At 73.0% G+C, this 17,053-nt stretch carries 16 protein-coding genes; 8 read left to right on the top strand and 8 right to left on the bottom strand.

Features of this window, described 5'->3' with window-relative positions; all coding sequences use genetic code 11:
• The first annotated feature begins 356 nt into the window (after window positions 1-356).
• Together D3P35_RS13175 and D3P35_RS13170 are read left to right on the top strand one after the other, a co-directional pair.
• Window positions 357-896: an RNA polymerase sigma factor gene (locus D3P35_RS13175; RefSeq protein ID WP_118135202.1), complete on the top strand. Its 540-nt coding sequence runs from the start codon at window positions 357-359 to the stop codon at window positions 894-896.
• Entirely contained in the window at window positions 893-2,863 is a 1,971-nt protein-coding gene (locus tag D3P35_RS13170) for a von Willebrand factor type A domain-containing protein (RefSeq protein WP_118135201.1), read from the top strand. The genes D3P35_RS13175 and D3P35_RS13170 overlap by 4 nt, the downstream gene beginning before the upstream one ends.
• 100 nt (window positions 2,864-2,963) lie before the next feature.
• Here the strand turns inward: D3P35_RS13170 and moaE are convergent, their stop codons facing one another.
• The 5 genes from moaE to D3P35_RS13145 form a co-directional block, all read right to left on the bottom strand.
• Entirely contained in the window at window positions 2,964-3,416 is a 453-nt protein-coding gene (moaE, locus tag D3P35_RS13165; protein ID WP_118135200.1) for a molybdopterin synthase catalytic subunit MoaE, read from the bottom strand.
• 2 nt (window positions 3,417-3,418) lie between these two features.
• Complete coding sequence (gene moaD, locus D3P35_RS13160; RefSeq protein ID WP_118135199.1) at window positions 3,419-3,664, bottom strand: molybdopterin converting factor subunit 1; 246 nt, start codon at window positions 3,662-3,664, stop codon at window positions 3,419-3,421.
• Window positions 3,664-4,242, bottom strand: a complete 579-nt coding sequence (pgsA, locus tag D3P35_RS13155; protein ID WP_232830499.1) for a CDP-diacylglycerol--glycerol-3-phosphate 3-phosphatidyltransferase — start codon at window positions 4,240-4,242, stop codon at window positions 3,664-3,666. The genes moaD and pgsA overlap by 1 nt, the downstream gene beginning before the upstream one ends.
• A 91-nt stretch (window positions 4,243-4,333) precedes the next feature.
• The gene (gene uvrC, locus D3P35_RS13150) at window positions 4,334-6,238 is read right to left on the bottom strand and encodes an excinuclease ABC subunit UvrC (protein ID WP_118135198.1); all 1,905 of its coding nucleotides are present in this window, start codon (window positions 6,236-6,238) and stop codon (window positions 4,334-4,336) included.
• Window positions 6,239-6,552: 314 nt separating this feature from the next.
• Complete coding sequence (locus D3P35_RS13145; RefSeq protein ID WP_118135197.1) at window positions 6,553-7,335, bottom strand: SDR family oxidoreductase; 783 nt, start codon at window positions 7,333-7,335, stop codon at window positions 6,553-6,555.
• A 210-nt stretch (window positions 7,336-7,545) separates the two neighbouring features.
• On the opposite strand from D3P35_RS13145, the gene D3P35_RS13140 reads away from it, so the two are divergent.
• The gene (locus tag D3P35_RS13140) at window positions 7,546-8,736 is read left to right on the top strand and encodes a CaiB/BaiF CoA-transferase family protein (RefSeq protein ID WP_118135196.1); all 1,191 of its coding nucleotides are present in this window, start codon (window positions 7,546-7,548) and stop codon (window positions 8,734-8,736) included.
• Between the two features lie 279 nt (window positions 8,737-9,015).
• On the opposite strand, the gene D3P35_RS13135 is transcribed toward D3P35_RS13140, so the two are convergent.
• The 3 genes from D3P35_RS13135 to D3P35_RS13125 all read right to left on the bottom strand — a co-directional run bounded on the left by D3P35_RS13135 (window position 9,016) and on the right by D3P35_RS13125 (window position 11,035).
• On the bottom strand, window positions 9,016-9,948 hold the full coding sequence (locus D3P35_RS13135) for a calcium/sodium antiporter (protein ID WP_198670613.1): 933 nt from the start codon (window positions 9,946-9,948) through the stop codon (window positions 9,016-9,018).
• Window positions 9,949-10,038: 90 nt separating this feature from the next.
• Window positions 10,039-10,221 carry a hypothetical protein gene (locus D3P35_RS13130; protein ID WP_118135195.1) on the bottom strand — a complete coding sequence of 61 codons (183 nt, stop codon included), beginning with the start codon at window positions 10,219-10,221 and terminating at the stop codon, window positions 10,039-10,041.
• Window position 10,222: 1 nt separating this feature from the next.
• Entirely contained in the window at window positions 10,223-11,035 is an 813-nt protein-coding gene (locus D3P35_RS13125) for a S49 family peptidase (protein WP_232830498.1), read from the bottom strand.
• A gap of 110 nt (window positions 11,036-11,145) precedes the next feature.
• Between D3P35_RS13125 and D3P35_RS13120 the strand changes: the two genes are divergently transcribed.
• The 5 genes from D3P35_RS13120 (at window position 11,146) to D3P35_RS13100 (ending at window position 16,922) form a co-directional block, all read left to right on the top strand.
• Window positions 11,146-11,367: a YdcH family protein gene (locus tag D3P35_RS13120; protein ID WP_118135193.1), complete on the top strand. Its 222-nt coding sequence runs from the start codon at window positions 11,146-11,148 to the stop codon at window positions 11,365-11,367.
• A gap of 221 nt (window positions 11,368-11,588) precedes the next feature.
• Window positions 11,589-12,470, top strand: coding sequence for a metalloregulator ArsR/SmtB family transcription factor (locus D3P35_RS13115; RefSeq protein ID WP_118135192.1), 882 nt, complete (start codon window positions 11,589-11,591; stop codon window positions 12,468-12,470).
• Between the two features lie 176 nt (window positions 12,471-12,646).
• Entirely contained in the window at window positions 12,647-13,153 is a 507-nt protein-coding gene (gene purE / locus D3P35_RS13110) for a 5-(carboxyamino)imidazole ribonucleotide mutase (RefSeq protein WP_118135191.1), read from the top strand.
• 31 nt (window positions 13,154-13,184) lie between these two features.
• Window positions 13,185-14,261 (top strand): 5-(carboxyamino)imidazole ribonucleotide synthase, encoded by a 1,077-nt coding sequence (locus D3P35_RS13105; RefSeq protein WP_118135190.1) that lies wholly within the window; start codon window positions 13,185-13,187, stop codon window positions 14,259-14,261.
• Between the two features lie 738 nt (window positions 14,262-14,999).
• On the top strand, window positions 15,000-16,922 hold the full coding sequence (locus D3P35_RS13100; protein ID WP_118135189.1) for a choice-of-anchor I family protein: 1,923 nt from the start codon (window positions 15,000-15,002) through the stop codon (window positions 16,920-16,922).
• Window positions 16,923-17,053: the final 131 nt, after the last annotated feature.

The raw sequence follows: 17,053 nt of genomic DNA, 5'->3' as shown, positions 1-17,053 counted from the left end.
ATTGCGGACGGCCTGTCCGCCACCACGCATAGCGGGCCGCCGGGCAAGGCTCCGGCAACGCGGCCCGCCGGGCAGGCGCCCGGCATTTCGGCCCGCCGGGCAGGCGCCCGGCAATGCGGCCCGCCGGGCGGCCGGCGCCGGCCCGTGCCGCGAGCGGGTTCCGGTCTGGCCGGCTCGTCCGCGGGCGCCCGGGCGCGGGCTTCGGCCTCGCGCGCATCCGGCGCGCACAGCCTGGCGGCGCGCCCGCCGGGCGTGCTCAGCCCCCGCGGGTGCCCGGCCCGCGCCAGAGGGGCAGATTCTTCCGGGCGCTTGCCAAGGATGGGCCGTCCGGCCGCGTCCTAACTGTCAGGATGCGTATGGACCCGGACGACGACACGCTTGCCACCGCCGCCCGAGAGGGGGATGCAGCCGCCCTCGGCGCGCTGCTGGAGCGGCACTACGACCGCATGTTCCGGCTGGGCTACCGCATCCTCGGCAATCGCGCGGATGCGGAGGACCTCGTGCAGGAGATCTGTCTCGCCCTGCCCCGGCGGCTGGTCGGCTACCGGGCCGAGGCGCGTTTCACCACCTGGCTGCACCGCGTCGTGCTCAACGCGGCGCGCGACCACATGCGCCGCGCCGCCACCCGGGCAAAGGCCTCGGCGGGCTGGGGAGAGGCCGAGCATCTCGCCCGCGCCGAGGCCGAAGGCCGTGCCGAGGAAGCCCGCTGGCTGGAGGCCGCGATGTCCGCGCTCAGCCCCGCCCTGCGCGAAACCGTGGCGCTGGTGCTGGGCGAGGACATGACCCATGCCGAGGCCGCCGCCGCCCTCGGCCTGTCCGAGGGCACGGTGAGCTGGCGCCTGTCCGAGGTCCGCCGGCTGCTGCGCGACCTGGCCCGCGAGGAGGAGACAGCGTGACCCGTCCCGACCCGCCGGCAGATCCGCTGGCCCGCCTGCGCGCCGCCCTCGCCGCGGCCCCGCCCGCTCCGGAGCCCGGACGCCGGGCCCGCGCCATCGCCGAGGCCCTTTCCGGCATCGCGCCCGACAGCGGTGCCCGGCCCCCGGCCGCCGCGGCGGAGGCGCAGAGCGGCGGAGACCCGGCCCGCGCCCCCGCGTCCGACCGGCAGGCCTCGGGCGCGCAGCGGGGCGAGGCCGCCCTGCCCGATCCGTCGCCATCGCGGCGCGCGGCGGGCTCCGGCGGCGCGGCGGCTCCGGACCCCGCCGACCAGGCAGGCACCGCGGAAGGCGCCGCCGGCCGGCGGCGCGGCGCGCGTGCCCGGGCCGTGGCTCCGGGGCGCGGGGGCGAGGTGCCGCCGCCCGTGCGCCATGGCCGGCTCGCCTCGGCCCGGCGGCGGCTGTCCTGGCCGCGTGGCCGGCGGTCGCCCGCCTTCCTCATCGGTGCGGCGCTCGCCGCGGTGGTGGTGATCTGCGTGGCGCCCATCCTGCCGCCGCCCGAGGTGCCCGCGGAGATGCGCCTCGCGCTCAGCGGCGGTGACAGCACCCTCACGCCCCGGCAGAAATCCGCCCTGCCGCTGGCCGGCGCCCCCTCGGCGCCGCCGGCCCCGCTCGCCCCGCTGCCGCCGGGCTCGGGCCAGCGCCAGACGGCCGAGCGCCGGGTGTCCGGCTTCACCCTCGCCCCGCAGGACGGCGCGCTCTCGCGGCTGCGCGACACGCTGGCGCGCGGTGTCTTCCCCGCCCCCGGTGCCGTGCCGGCCGAGGCGCTGGTGAACGCCTTCGCCTATGACTGGCCCGCCCCGGGCCCCGACGCGGAGGCGCCGCTGCGCCTGTCGGCGAGCATGATCCCGACCCCGTGGAACCCGGAGACGCGCCTGTTGCGCATCGGCATCCGCGGCACCGCCGTGCCCCTGCCCGGCCGCCCGCCGCTGGTGCTGGTGCTGGTGGCCGACCTCGGCTCGGAGGAGGATCTCGCCCTGCTGCGCGCCGGGCTCGACGAGGCGATGCGCGGCCTGGGCGCACAGGACAGTGTGGCGGTGCTCGGGCCTTCCGGCGAAACCCTGCTGCCCGCGGTCTCGGCGGCGGAGCGCGGCCGCGTTCTCGCCACCCTGGCCGAGCCGCGGCCCGGCCCCTCGGCCCAGGAAGGCCTCTCCGCCGGGCTCGCACTTGCCGACCGGCTGCGGGCCGACCACCCCGGCACCGAGGCACGGGTGATCCTGGCCAGCGACGTGGCCCTGCCCCGCCTGCCGCAGAGCGCGCGCGGCATCCCGGTCTCGCTGCTCGGGCTGGGCGACACGCCCCTGCCCGACGCCGCGGCGGGCGAGGGCGTGGTGGCGCTGGTCGACAGTCCCGCCGCGGCGCGCCGCGCCCTCGCGAGCTCGCTTGCCGACGGTGTCACGGCGGCGCGCGATGCCCGGGTGCAGGTCGAGTTCAACCCCGCCACCGTGGCGCGCTACCGCTATCTCGGCGGCGACGGGCGCGGCAGCGATTCCCGCGGCTCGGGCCTGCTGGAACAGGCGGGCGGCGGCGTCTCCGTCGACCCCGGGCACACGGTGACGGCGCTCTACGAGATCACCCCCGCCACCGCGGGGTCCGGCAGGGGCGCGGGGGCGGATGCGGGTGCCGGCGATGTCGCGATGGTGCGCCTGCGCTACAGCCCCGCCGGCGAGAGCGAGAGCCGGCTCATGAGCCTGGATGTGCCGGCCGCGGCCGGGAGCGGCGACGCGATCGCGCTGCGCGAGACCCGTTTCGCCGCCGCCGTCGCGGGCTTCGGCCTGCTGCTGGAAGGCAGGCACGACCTCGGCGCCTGGGGCTTCGCCGAGGCAGCCGCCCTGGCCCGCGCCGCCGCCGGCCCCGACCCCAGCGGCCGGCGCGCCGACCTTGCCGCCCTGATCGACACCGCCGCGGCGCTTTCCGGCGCGCCGCAGTGAGGCCGGCCCCGGGCCGGGGCAGTTGCGGACCGCAAGCAGCACGGGGGCGTGGCGCGCGCCACCGCCCGGCGCGCCCGACGGCCGTCGCCCCCCGCCCGGTCTACTGGCGCCAGCGCTCCTCGGCGAGATCGTCGGCCTCGCGCGCGTCGACCCAGTGGCCGCCGTGCTCGGTGGTTTCCTTCTTCCAGAAGGGTGCGCGGGTCTTGAGGTAGTCCATCAGGAATTCCGCCGCCTCGAAGGCCGCCGCGCGGTGCGGCGAGGCGGTGAGCACCAGCACGATGCGTGCGCCCGGCGCCAGCTCGCCGTAGCGGTGGATGATGGTGACGCCCTGCAGCGGCCAGCGCGCCCGCGCCTCGGCCTCGATCGTCTCCAGCGCCCGCTCGGTCATGCCCGGGTAATGCTCCAGCGCCATGGAGGAGAGCTGCGCCCCCCCGCCCATGTCGCGCACCAGCCCGGTGAAGCTCACCACGGCGCCGATGTCCACGCGGCCTTCGCAGAGCGCGTCGATCTCCGCGCCGATGTCGAAATCGTCTTCCTGCACGCGCACGGACATGCTCAGCCCCCGGTCATCGGCGGGAAGAAGGCCACCTCGCGGGCGGCGGTGAGGGAGGCGTCGAAACCGACCACCTCCTGGTCCACCGCCACGCGCAGCGCCGAGAGGTCGGAGAAGGCGAGGGCGTAGCGCTCCTCGCGCCCGCGCAGCTCGGCCACCAGCTCGGCCACCGTCTGCGCCGAGGTCTCCACCTCCTCGCGCGGCAGCCCGATGCGCTCGCGCACCCAGGCGAAATACAGAACCCGCATCACGCTCCCTTTCCGGCCAGGTAGCCCATGGCCCTCGCGAAATAGTCGATCCCCGTCGCCACGGTCAGCACCGAGGCCAGCCAGAGGCCGACGATCCCGATGCCGTAGAGCGTGTCGGCGAAGGCGCCGGTGAGCCCCCCGGCCAGGAACAGCAGCGCGATGGCGCACATCTGCACCGCCGTCTTCCACTTGGCGAGCGGTGTGACGTGCAGCTTCACCGCGCCGAGGAACTCCCTCAGGCCCGAGACCAGCACCTCCCGCAGCAGGATGAACACCGCAGGCAGCAGCACCAGCCAGTCGAGCCCGGTGAGCCCGATGAGGGTCGCGAGCGCAATCACCACCATCGCCTTGTCGGCCACGGGGTCGAGCATGCGGCCGAGGTCGCTCACCTGGTTCCAGCGCCGGGCCAGCCAGCCGTCGAGGAAATCCGTCAGCGAGGCGAGCACGAACAGCACCAGCGCCACCCGGTCTGCCGTGGGCCTGTCGAACACCACGAAGGACATCGCCACCAGCGGGGCGGCGAGCACGCGCCCCAGGGTGAGCAGGTTCGGAACCGTCCAGTGCACTGCCTTCTCCATCCGTTCCGTCCGGCGCAGCCGGACCGGGCCGGGCGAGCGGCCCCCGGGGCTCCGGGGGTCCGAGCCCGGACCGTTGCCCCTACCTAGCGCGTCATCCGTCGCCGTGAAAGTGCGCATAGATGCTCTCGGCCAGCGCGTCGGACACGCCGTCCACCGCCTTGAGATCCTGCAGCCCCGCGCGCGACACCGCCTTGGCCGAGCCGAAATGCGCCAGCAGCGCCCGCTTGCGCGCCGCCCCCACACCCGCGATCTCGTCGAGCGGCGTGGCGCTCACCGCCTTGGCGCGCTTCGCCCGGTGGGTGCCGATGGCGAAACGGTGCGCCTCGTCGCGCAGCCGCTGCAGGAAGTAGAGCACCGGCGAGCGGAAGGGCAGCGCGAAGGCGGGCTTGCCCGGCAGGTGGAATTCCTCCTTGCCCGCGTCGCGGTCGACACCCTTGGCGACACCCACCAGCGCCACGTCCTCCACCCCGATCTCCTCCAGCGCCGAGAGGGCGGCCTTCACCTGCCCCGCGCCGCCGTCGATGATGACGAGGTCGGGCCATATGCCGCTCTGGCGGTCCGGGTCCTCCTTCATCAGCCGGGCGAAGCGGCGCTCCAGCACTTCCTTCATCATGCCGAAATCGTCGCCCGGGGTGAGTTCCTTCGAGCGGATGTTGAACTTGCGGTAGCGGGATTTCTCGAAGCCCTCGGGCCCGGCCACGATCATCGCGCCCACCGCGTTGGTGCCCATGATGTGGCTGTTGTCGTAGACCTCGACGCGCTCGGGCGTGCTGTCGAGCCCGAAGGCCTCGGCCAGCCCCTCGAGCAGCCGCGCCTGGCTCGCACTTTCCGCCGTGCGGCGGGCGAGCTCCTCGCGCGCGTTGCGCAGGGCGTTCTCCACCAGCAGGCGCTTCTCGCCGCGCTCGGGCACGCCGATGGTCACCTTGCGCCCCCGGGCCTCGCTCAGCGCCGCGCTCACCAGGTCGGGGTTGTCCACCGGCTCGGAGAGCAGGATCATCCGCGCCGGGGTCTTGTTGGCATAGAACTGCGTAAGGAAGGCCTCCATGATCTCGGGCCCCTCCGCCCCGCCGCCGGCACGCGGGAAATAGGCCCGGTTGCCCCAGTTCTGATTGGCGCGGATGAAGAACACCTGAACGCAGGCCTGCCCCCCCTCCTGGTGGAGGGCGACCACGTCGGCCTCGCTCACGCCCTGGGGGTTGATGCCCTGGGCAGACTGCACCTGCGTGAGGGCGCGGATCCGGTCGCGCAGGGCGGCGGCGCGCTCGAATTCCATCGCCGCACTCGCCGCCTGCATCTGGCCGGCGAGCTCGGTCTGCACCTTGCTCGAGCGCCCGGCGAGGAAATCCTCCGCGTCGCGCACCAGGGCCGCGTACTGCGTCTCGTCCACCAGCCCCACGCAGGGGCCGGAGCAGCGCTTGATCTGGTAGAGCAGGCAGGGCCGGGTGCGGCTCTCGAAGCTGGCATCGGTGCAGGTGCGCAGCAGGAAGGCCTTCTGCAGCTGGTTCAGCGTGCGGTTCACCGAGCCGGCGGAGGCGAACGGTCCGTAATAGTTCCCCTTCGCGCGGCGCATTCCCCGGTGCTTGGAGATCTGCGGAAAGGCGTGGTCGGTGCGCACCAGGATGTTCGGGAAGCTCTTGTCGTCCCGCAACAGCACGTTGTACCGCGGCTTCAGCTGCTTGATGAGATTCTGCTCCAGCAGCAGCGCTTCGGTCTCGGTCTGCGTGGTCAGGAACATCATCGAGGCGGTGGCCGAGATCATCCGCATGATGCGCCCCGAATGCCCGGTGGGCCGCGCGTAGGACGACACGCGCTTCTTCAGGCTGCGCGCCTTGCCCACGTAGAGCACCTCGCCCTTCGCGTCGAGCATGCGGTAGACGCCGGGCCTATCGGGCAGCGTGCGGAGGTATCCGTGGATGACGTCGTGCCCCGTGGCCCCCTCCCGGGGGGCGGCTTCCTCGAAGCCCGGGGCCGTCTCGTCGCGGTGCTGGTCAGTCATTGCGATTCCCGCCCCTGCCCTGCCTTGTCCGCCCCCCGAAAGCAACAGGAATAGAATCCACGATTCCTGTGGATAAGTCTGTGCGCAATTCGCCGGAACTCTGCAATCCCTTTGAAAACACACCTGTTTCTCCGGCCTGATTAATATTTGGGCAACTTTTCAAGTCATTGACGCAAAACGCAAATTTTCTCCATCGCCGTAAAATGCTGACCTTCCTAACAGAATCATAACGGGTTCGTGACGCTACCCCGTCAAGTGGAAAACTCGCCGGCTCCGGGCCGGCCGGAACGGTGCGTGCCCCTTCCCTCACCCGCTCACTCCACCCCGAGCACATCCGGTGTCGCCCAGGCCAGATGTTGCCCGCCATCGAGGCAGATCACCTGTCCCGTGAGCCCCGGCGAGGCAATGATGAAGTCCAGCGCGCCGCAGATCTCGGCCGGCGAGGTGCCGCGACCGAGGGGGGTGGCGGCGCGCTGTGCGGCAAAATGCTCCGCCGACTGGCGGCCGCCCTGCAGGGTGGGGCCCGGCCCGATGCCCATTACCCGGATGCCCGGCGCGAGCCCCTGGGCCGCGGTGCGGGTGAAGGCCCAGAGCCCCATCTTCGCGAGGGTATAGGTCATGAATTCCGGGGTGAGCTTGCGGATCCGCTGATCGAGCAGGTTTACAACCAGCGTGCGAGCCACCGGCTCGCCGTTTTCGTCGCGCCCGGCCTCCGGCGCCTGCGCCGCGACCGCCTGGGTGAGGAAGAATGGCGCCTCGAGATTCGAGCTCGCGTGGCGGTGCCAGCCCTCGCGCGTGGCGCTCGCGACCGTATCGTATTCGAATATGGAGGCGTTGTTCACCAGCAGGGTCACCTGGCCGAGCTTCGCTGTCACCCGCGGCACCAGCGCGTCGGTCTGCGCGGCATCGGTGAGGTCGGCGCCGAAGACCTCCGCGCGCACGCCGAGGGCGCGCGCCTGCGCGGCCACGTCCTCCGCCTCCTCCGCCGAGTTCATGTAGTGTACCGCGATGTCCCAGCCGCGGCCGGCGAGATGCAGCGCCATCGCGCGGCCCACCCGCTTTCCCGCGCCGGTGATCAGGGCGATCCCTGGTGTCATGTGCAATTCCTTCCCCTGCCCGTCCTGCCGCTGCCCGCCCCTTGCGGGCGGCCCGGCGGCGCGGCGCGATACTAGCGGCGGCTCCGGCGGCAGGCCAGCCTGCCCCGGCGGCACGCGCGCCCCACGCCTGCGTGAGCGCGCCGCCGCGCCCGTTGCCCGGATTCCGCCTCTCCTCTAGACATGGTGGAATATGGGAGGAGACCACCAGACATGCCAGCGCTCACCGGACTTCGCGTCATCGATCTCACCCGGATTCTCGCCGGGCCGTTCTGCACCCAGTGGCTGGCCGACCACGGCGCCGAGGTGATCAAGGTGGAGCCGCCGCAGGGCGACGACACGCGGCACTGGGGTCCGCCCTTCGACCCCGCCTCCGGCGCCGCCTCCTATTTCATGGGCGTGAACCGCAACAAGCGCGGCATCGCCCTCGACCTGCGCCGCGAGGAGGGCCGCGCCGTGCTGCGCCGGCTGCTGGCCCGCGCCGACGTGGTGATCGACAATTTCAAGGCCGGCAGCATGGAGGCCTGGGGGCTCGGGCCCGACGCGCTGCAGGAGGAATTCCCCCGCCTGGTGCAATGCCGGGTGACCGGCTTCGGCGCCGACGGCCCGCTGGGCGGCCTGCCGGGCTACGACGCGGTGGTGCAGGCGCAGGCCGGGCTGATGAGCGTGAACGGGCCGGAAAGCGGCGAGCCCACGCGGCTCGGCATCCCGCTGGTCGACATCTCGGTGGGCATGTCCTCGGCCATCGGCATCCTGATGGCGCTGCGCGAGCGCGATGTCTCCGGCCGCGGCCAGTTCCTCGACATGACGCTCTACGATGCGGCGGTCTCCATCCTGTTCCCCTACGGCGCGAACTACATGATGGGCGGCGCCGTGCCGCGCCCGGTGGGCAACGCGCATCCCAACATCTCGCCCTACGAGACCTTCCCCACCCGCACGGTGGACATCTTCGTGGCCGCGGCGAACGACGGCCAGTACCGCCGGCTGTGCGACGTGCTGGGCTGCCCGGAGCTTGCCACCGACCCGCGTTTCGAGACCGGGCCGAAGCGCAACGGGCTGCGGGCCGAGCTCGCCGCCCTGCTGCGCCCGCGCATGGCGGAATGGGACGGCGAGGAGCTGGCGAAGGCGCTGATGGGCGCCGGCGTGCCGGCCGGCCCGGTGATGGACGTGCCCGGCGTGCTCGACCACCCGCACACGAAGCACCGCGACATGGTGGTGGAGATCGACGGGTTCCGCACCCTGGGCAACCCGATCCGCATGTCGCGCACCCCGGCCGAGCCCGGCGCGCGCCGCCCGCCGGTCTTCGGCCAGGACACCCGCGCGGTGCTGGCCGAGAGCGGCTACTCGGGCGAGGAGATCGAGGCGCTGCTCACCGCCGGCGCCGCCTTCGCCGCGCCGGTCTGACCCCCGGGCGGAGGGCGCCACCGGCCCGCGACGGGATCGGCTCCCCGGCAAGCGCGGTCGGGGGGCCGGGCGCCGGCCCGCACACCCGGCCGGGAAGGCGAGATGCACCGCGCAGGCAGGCCCCGCGGGACCAGAGGCGGCCGAGCACTCGCGGCTGGCGGAGGCGAGACACCGCGCAAGCGCGGCGGGGGGATTCGGGTCGCCGCCCGGGCGCGGCGGGGGGTTTTGTGTCGCCGCGCGAGCGCGGCCGCAGAACCCGGGTCGCCGCGCGAGCGCGGCTCAGAGCACCGTCCAGGTGTATCCGGCATAGAGCAGCACGAAGAGAGCGCCGGAGACGCGCCCCAGCACCGGGATCTTGCAGATGAAGGGCGCGAGCAGCAGGCCCACGGCCAGCATCACCCAGAGGTCGTAGTCGAGGAAGGACTGGTCGACCGCCACCGGCCCGAAGAAGCTGGTGACCCCCATGATGGCGCCGATGTTGAAGATGTTGGAGCCGATCACGTTGCCCATCGCCACGTCCGCCTGTCGGCGGATGGCGGCCATCACCGAGGTGGCGAGCTCGGGCAGCGAGGTGCCCACGGCGACGAGGGTGAGCCCGATGGCCGCGTCCGAGATGCCGGCGGCGGTGGCGATGCCCTTCGCGCCCTCGATGAGCAGGCTCGCCCCGATGGGCAGGGCCACGATGCCCGCCACGATCAGCAGCCCCAGCTTCCAGCCCGGCAGGTGGGGGTCGACCTCGTCGAGTTCCTCCGCCATGTCCGCGTCGCGCGATTTCTTCGCCGACCACATGTTCTCGCCGATCACCAGCGCGAGCACGCCCAGCAGCACCAGCCCGTGCCACCACACCAGCGGCGCGAGGAAGCACAGCACGGTGAACAGCACCATCACCGCCATCATGATGACGAAGGAGCGCCCGCTCTCGCAGTCGCGCGTGGCGATGGGGGCGATCAGCGCGGGGATGCCCAGCACCAGCAGCACGTTGGCGATGTTGGAGCCCACGACATTGCCGATCGCGAGGCCCGGCAGGCCCTCGAGCGCCGATTTCACCGAGATGAGAAGCTCCGGGGCCGAGGTGCCGAAGGCAACGATCGTGAGCGAGACGATGAGCGCCGGGATACCGAGTTTCAGGCTGAGCCCGACTGCACCTTTGACAAGAACGTCACCCCCGACCACGAGAAGGACGAGGCCGGCGAGGACCCAGACGATATCCATATGTACGGCAGCTCCGCTTATTTCAGGCCCCCGCACAGGGGCAGTCGGCTGCTCCATGTATGCGTGGCACCCAGCCCGTGAAAGGGGCCGTCAGGATTTTTCTTCGCAGATGCAGGGCTGTCCCTCCACCTGCCAGGCACCGCAGCGCGGGCACTTGTGCGCGGCGCGAACCTCCGGCCCCTTGCGCCGCGGCAGCAGCTTCTCCGCCCATTTCCCGGCGAAGGCGATGACCGCGAGCACCACGAGCAGGATGAGGGCGATCTTCGCCAGCATGTCAGAGCCCGAACCGGGCCCAGAGGCCGCGGTCCTCGATGGCGTCGACCACGCTGGCCGCGCCCGGCGCGCCGATGCGCTGGAAGAGCGAGCGTTTCGGCACGCAGACCTGGAAGCGGGTCTTCGGGCCGTATTTCGCCTTCATCACCGGCACGAGATGGCCGACACCGTCGATCAGCCCCTTCTCCTGCGCCTCGGCGCCGATCCAGATGTCGCCGGTGAACAGGTCCTCGCCCTCCGGCAGCCTGCCGCCGCGCCGCGAGGAGACCTGCGCGCGGAAATTGGCGTGGATGCGCTCCAGCACCCGGGTGAGCCGGGCCACGTCCTCGGGCTTCTCGGGGCGGAACGGGTCGAGCATCGACTTGCTCTGCCCCGCGGTGTGCACCCGGCGTTCCACCCCGTGGCGGGCGATGAGATCCTGCAGGCCGAAGCCGGCCGAGATCACCCCGATCGAGCCGATCACCGAGTTGTCGTCGGCCCAGATCTCGTCCGCCGCGGTGGCAAGCCAGTAGCCGCCCGAGGCCGCCACGTCCTCGCAGAAGGCGAAGACCGGCAGGTTCTTCTCCGCCGCCAGCCGCCGGATGCGCGCCGCGATGAGGGCGGATTGCGTGGGCGAACCGCCGGGCGAGTTGATCGCCAGCGCCACCGCCACCGGCTTGCCGCGGCGAAACGCCCGCTCGATGGTGGAGGCCAGCGCGTGGTCGGAGAGGGCGGCGCCGAAGCGGCCGGACACGCCGATCGCCCCGTAGAGCCGGATCACCGCCACCGTCGGGCGCCGGGGGAACATCTCTCGAAGTCGGGAAGCGAGTTTCATCGCAGATATCTAGCCCGTGGAATCCGTGCCTTCAAGCAGGCCCGGCCCTTTCGGAGCGCGCCCGAGTGCGATATGTTGGCGCTGTCGGCCCAACCCTCCCGAACGGTGAGATGAACAGCACACCTCCACAGATGAGCCGCGAGGACATCCTTCGCATCCGGCTCGACATGCTTCGCCGCGAGCACCGCGACCTCGACCAGGCGATCGCCGCGCTCGACATGGAGGCCCGCGCCGACATGCTCACCATCCGCAGGCTCAAGAAGCGCAAGCTCAGCCTGAAGGACGAGATCTCGCGCATCGAGGACGTGCTGACGCCCGACATCATCGCCTGATCCGCCCGCATGCCCGCGCCGCGCCCGCCCGCTCTCCGGCAGACCCGGGCAGCTCCCCCGGAGCAGCGGCCCGCGCGAACGCGGCCGGCGGCACGCCCCACGCGCGGCAATGCGCACACGCGGCAATGCGCACACGTGGCAGTGAGCGCGCGTGATCGGCGGGCGGCGGGCCGGGAGCGGCGTCCCGTTGACTTCCCGCGCCCGCGAGACATATCCGCCTCATGCCCGGAGACAGGACCCTAGACACGATATTCGGTGCGCTCGCGGACCCCACGCGACGCGCGATCCTGCTGCGCGTGTCGCGCCAGCCGGCCCGGATCGGAGACCTGGCCCAGCCCTTCTCGATGACGCTCGCGGCGGTCTCCAAGCATGTCAAGGTTCTCGAGACCGCCGGGCTGATCCGGCGCGAGGTGCGCGGGCGCACCCATGTCTGCCACGCGGTGCCGGGCGCCGCGGGGCCGGCCCTGGCCTGGCTCGCGAGCGCGGCCGAGGGTGAACCGGCCGCCCCCGCCGGACCCGACAACATCGCCAGGCCGCCGGCCGAGGCAGCGCGCATCCCCGCCGCGCCCCGCAGCGCCCGGGGCCGGCCCGAACGTCACAGAGGAAGCCCCGTGGCCGCACAGGAACGCATCACAGCGGCGCGCATGCTGCCGCATTCGCCGCGCGCCGTCTTCGCCGCGCTGGTCGACGCGGAGACCGCTCCCGCCTGGGTGTTCGATGCCTACGACCTCGCCCCCGGCGCGGACACGGAGCGGTTCGTGGAGATCGACCCCCGCCCGGGCGGGCATTTCCGCCTCATGCGCGGCGGACCGTCCGGCAGCCATTACCGTCGCGGCACGTTCCTCGAGCTCTCGCGCGGCGAGTTCCTCGATTTCACCTATGCCGACGGGCCGGAGGGCGACGAGGCCGAGCGCGTGCAGATCGAGCTCTACCCCGAGGCGGGCGGCTGCGTGATCGTGGTGACCCACGCGCTGGAGATGGGCCAGCCCGAGCGCGCGGCCCGCCTGCAGGAGGGCTGGGCGCGGCTGCTGGGCGCGCTTGCGGGGCATCTCGGCTCCGCCGCCGGCACCGAGGCCGGTGCCGGCGCGCAGCGCGAGGCCTGAGCCCGCCCGGCCCCGGGGCCCTGCCGCCGCTCGCGCCCTGCCCTGCCCCGCTCTGCCGGTGCGCCCTGCCCCGCTCTGCCCTGCCCCGCTCTGCCCTGCCGGTAGGCCCTGGGTGCTTGAACCCTCCGCGGCACCGCCATATGGTGCGCCACCTCAGGCACACGAAGGAGCATCGCATGGCCTCTCCCCTCGTCGGTATCGTGATGGGCAGCCAGTCCGACTGGGAAACCATGCGCAACGCGGCGGTGCTGCTGGAGGAGTTCGGCGTGGCGCACGAGGTGCGCATCGTCTCGGCCCACCGCACGCCCGACCGGCTGTTCGCCTATGCGGAGACGGCGGCGGAGCGCGGCCTGCGCGCCATCATCGCCGGCGCCGGCGGGGCGGCCCACCTGCCCGGCATGCTCGCCGCCAAGACCCGCATTCCGGTGCTCGGCGTGCCCGTGCAGTCCCGCGCGCTCTCCGGGCTCGACAGCCTGCTGTCCATCGTGCAGATGCCCAAGGGCGTGCCGGTGGGCACCCTCGCCATCGGCGCTGCGGGGGCCGCGAACGCCGCGCTCTTCGCCCTCGCCCAGCTCGCCACCACCGACGCGGCCCTGGCCGGGAAGCTCGACGCCTGGCGCGCCGCCCAGTCCGAGGCCGTGGCCGAGGCCCCGGTCGACGAGGCCCCGGCCCCCAAGGCCTGAGCGCATCCCCCTTCCAGCGGAGACCCTTGACGTGACCCAAGCCCTGCACCCCGGCGCAACCATCGGCATCCTCGGCGGCGGGCAGCTCGGCCGCATGCTCTCCATCGCCGCGGCCCGGCTGGGCCTGCGCTGCCACATCTACGACCCCCTGGCCAACCCGCCGGCCGGCGACGTGGCCCATGCCGTCACCACCGCCTCCTACGACGACGCGGAGGCCCTGCGCCTCTTCGCCGAGAGCGTCGACGTGGTGACCTTCGAGTTCGAGAACATCCCGCTCGAGGCCGTGGCCGTGCTGGAGGCCCTGCGCCCGGTGCGCCCCGGCGCCCGCGCGCTCGAGATGTCGCAGGACCGGCTGACGGAGAAGGATTTCCTCTCCGGCCTCGGCCTCGCCACCGCGCCCTACCGCGCGGTCGACACGCTGGAGGACCTGGAGGCCGCACTGGCCGAGCTCGGCACCCCCGCCATCCTCAAGACCCGCCGCATGGGCTATGACGGCAAGGGCCAGGTGCGCATCATGGCGCCCGAGGAGGCCCCGGCCGCCTTCGAGGCGCTGGCCGGCGAGCCGGGCATCCTCGAAGGCTTCGTCGCCTTCGAGCGCGAGATCTCGGTGATCGGCGCCCGCGCGCTCGACGGCGCGGTCACCTGCTACGACCCCGGCGAGAACGTGCACCGCGACGGCATCCTGCACACCACCACCCTGCCCGCCACCCTCGGCCACGCCCGCACCACCGACGCGGTGCTGCTCGCCGGCCGCATCCTCAACGCGCTCGACTACGTGGGCGTGATGGGGGTGGAGCTGTTCGTCACCCCCTCCTCCGGGCTGATCGTGAACGAGATCGCGCCGCGGGTGCACAATTCGGGCCACTGGACCATCGAGGCCTGCGTGATCGACCAGTTCGCCCAGCACATCCGCGCCGTGGCCGGCTGGCCGCTGGGCGACGGCGCGCGGCACTCCGACGCGGTGATGACCAACCTGATCGGCGACGAGGCCGGCGACTGGGCCCGCTACGCCGCCGAGCCCGGCACCGGCCTGCACCTCTACGGCAAGGCCGAGGCCCGCGCGGGCCGCAAGATGGGCCATTTCACCCGCATCTCCCCGAAGAGCTGACCCCCGCGGGGCGCCCCTCCGGCAGGTGGAGCACCCCGAAATCGCCTTCCGCCTGCCGCGGTCCGCGACTCGCGGCTCCCGGCCGGCCGGGGGCCACCGGCCACCGGCGCCCCCTCCGGGACCAGACATCCGCCCCCGCCTCCGCACTCGCCCCCGGCCGAGGCGCGGGCGACAGCGACGGAGCCCTCCCGTGCTCCGGCCACCTGTCGGTGTCCTGCGCTTTGGGCCCGGCCGGGTGCTGCGCACCCGGTGTCCCGGCCCCGGCCGCCGCGCGTCCCGGCGAGGACGCGACCGGACCGGGCGCGCCTTTCGCGGCCGCCTCCCGGGCCCCGGAACCCTCCCGGAGCGCTCACCGCTCCCGCGGGGCCCGCCACCGCCGACACCGAAGCCCCACCGCGCCCTTCTCCGCCCGCCCGCCGCGCGACAGCGCGGCCCGGCCCAAACCGCAGGAGACGCGCCCGCAGGGCGGGTCGACGCAGGGCGGGAGGGCTCCGCCTCCGGCTCCCCCGGCCTCGCCACCGCAGGCCACCCCGCCGGCAGCGCCTTGCGCCCCCGCGCGCCGGCCCGCCGGAGCAGCAGTCCCGGCACCTCCCCTGCCGCCCGGGCGACGCGCGCACGGGGGCGCTCCAGCGGCATCCCGTCATCATTCCGTCACACCACTGTCGCCGCGCCGTCAGGCGCCTTGCCTAAGGCAGGGGCCGACCGCGCTTGCGCACCGAGAATGGGGAGACACACCACATGGCCTACAACGACAGCGCCGCCGCCAGCGGCATCACCCGCGCCGGCACCTATGCGAGCGGCTTCGGCGAAGCCGGTTCCGAGGTGGTGGCCTACGAGGACGGTCTGCTCTACGTGAACAACGGTGCCGCCGGCCGCATCGACGTGATCGACGCCGCCACCATGACGCTGGAGCGCTCCATCGACCTCACCGGCGTCGCGAACTACACGGGCGTGAACTCGGTCGCCGTGAGCCATGGCACCATCGCCGTGGCCATCGACACCACCGACATCGAGACCGGCGGCACCATCGAGGCGCGGGCCGGCCTGCTCGCCCTGTTCGACGCGGCAGACCCCGCCGCCGCCCCGGTGCTGGTCGAGACCGGCAACCACCCCGACATGGTGACCTTCTCCGCCGACGGCACCCAGGTCTACGTCGCCAACGAGGCCGAGACCCGCACCGACGAGGACGGCGATTTCACCGAGGATTACGCCACCCCCGCGAAGGGCTCGATCACCGTGGTCGACCTCGGCGCCACCCCCACCGCCGCAACCTATGACTTCTCGGGCTTCGACGGCATGGAGGACGCACTGCGCGAGGCGGGCATCCGCATCTTCCCCGGCGCCTCGGCCTCCGGCGACCTCGAACCGGAATACATCGCCGTCTCGCCCGATGGCACACAGCTCTTCGTGACGCTGCAGGAGGCGAACGCGGTCGCGGTGTTCGACCTGGAGAGCCGCAGCTGGTCCGACATCCGCAGCCTCGGCACCACGGACCATTCTCTGGAGGGCAACGGCTTCGACGCATCCGACAAGGACGACGCCATCGACATCGCCCCCCACCCGGTCCACGGCCTGCGCATGGCCGATGCCATCGCCAGCTTCGAGGACGGCGGCCAGACCTACTACATCACCGCCAACGAGGGCGACGACCGGGGCGAGAACGCGCGCATCGAGGACCTCGACCTCGACGAGACCGCCTTCCCCGATGCCGACGCCCTGCAGACCGACGAGGGCATCGGCCGGCTCTCCGTCTCGACCATCGACGGCGACACGGATGGCGACGGCGATTACGACGCGCTCTATTCCTACGGCTCGCGCTCCTTCAGCATCTTCGCCGCCGACGGCACGGAGGTGTTCGACTCCGGCGACATGTTCGAGACCGTGATCGCCCGCCTGCGCGTGCCCAACGCCTTCAACAACGACGACTTCCCCAACGGCGACCCCGGCACCGTCGACGACAACCGCTCCGACGCCAAGGGCCCGGAGCCCGAGGCCATCGCCGTGGGCGAGGTCGACGGCCACCGCTTCGCCTTCATCGGGCTGGAGCGCGACAGCGGCATCATGGTGGTCAACATCGACGACCCCGCCGCCCCCGCCTTCGCCGCCTACATCGAGAGCGCGGTGGCGGGCGACATCTCGCCCGAGGTGATAAAGTTCATCCCGGCCGCGCAGAGCGTGAGCGGCTCGGCGCAGCTCGCCATCGCCTACGAAGTGTCGGGCACCACCACGCTCATCGACCTCGCCTCGGGCGTCGACGGGCGGATCGGGCGCGACGCGGGCACGATGACCGGCTCGCTGGTCGACGACGTGCTGCGCGGCAACTGGCAGGACAACACCCTCACCGGCGGCGCGGGCGACGACATCCTGCGCGGCAACGGCGGCGACGACCTGCTGATCGGCGGCACCGGCGACGACCGCATGCGCGGCGGCGAGGGCGCGGACACCTTCGCCTTCATGCAGGGCGACGGGCTCGACAAGATCTGGAAGTTCGAGGGCGAGGACAGGCTCGACCTCTCGGCCACCGGCCTTGCCTTCGACGATCTCACCATCCGCGAGCGCACAGAGGAGCGCACCGTGGTCCGCTACGGCGAGGAGGGCGACAGGATCGTGGTGAACCACGCGGCGGGCTTCGAGCTCACCGAGGATCACTTCCTGTTCTGATCGGCCTCCCCGGCCCCGGCGCGCGGCTCCAGCCCGCGCGCCGCAAGCGCCAGCGCCGCCGCCTCCGGGCCCAGGCCCGCGGCGGCGGCACGCGCCTCCAGCGCGGCGCGCAGCGGCGGCTCGAGCTGCAG

Origin of the sequence: Oceanicella sp. SM1341, assembly GCF_003448965.1 — a bacterium.
Classification (GTDB): domain Bacteria; phylum Pseudomonadota; class Alphaproteobacteria; order Rhodobacterales; family Rhodobacteraceae; genus Paroceanicella.
Note: the sequence above shows the minus strand (reverse complement) of the source record. Positions and strands in the feature narration are given on the sequence as shown.